This window comes from Pseudomonas sp. PF05 (assembly GCF_056521845.1).
On sequence record NZ_JBWLPW010000078.1, the window covers coordinates 1 to 591 of the forward strand.

At 66.0% G+C, this 591-nt stretch carries 1 protein-coding gene; it reads right to left on the reverse strand.

Annotated features, from left to right (window positions below):
• Window positions 1–591, reverse strand: a 591-nt coding sequence (locus tag AC09SL_RS29500) for an AMP-binding protein (RefSeq protein WP_479572010.1), incomplete at both ends; no start/stop codon positions are given.

Sequence of the window (591 nt, forward strand, 5' to 3'; positions counted from 1 at the left end):
GTGACTGAAATTCAGCGCTTTCACTTGAGGGTTGTGGGTCGGGGCTTGGGCCAGCGCCGCGCTGCCCAGTTCCAGTGTCGCCAGGCCTTGGGGCACCGGTAATTCGTCCAGGCCGGATTGGTGGACCAGGGCCCGCGGCTTGCTGTCGGTCAGCATGTGGGCCAGGCGTTGCGCGGGGTACTGTGGGTCGAGCGGCACATAGGCCGCGCCAGCTTTGAGGATGCCCAACAGGCCGATCAGCATGTGCGGGCTGCGGCGAGCGGACAGGCCGACGGTGTCGTCGGGCTGCACACCCAGTGCGATCAAGCTGTTGGCGACGCGGTTGGCCTGGGCGTTGAGTTCGGAGTAGCTCAGGGTCTTGCCGGCGCAGACCAGCGCCACGGCATCCGGGGTGAGGCTCGCCTGGGCCTCGAACACGACGTGAGGGAAGCGACTCGGGCTTTCGTCCAGCGCGCCACTGGTCGGGTTGAAGGTTTCCAGCAGTTGCCGGCGCTGCGCGTCATCCAGCAACGACAATGTCGCCAACGGTTGTGTCGCATCGTCGAGCATGGCATCGAGCAGGTGCAGCAAATGTTGGCCCCAACGGGCGAC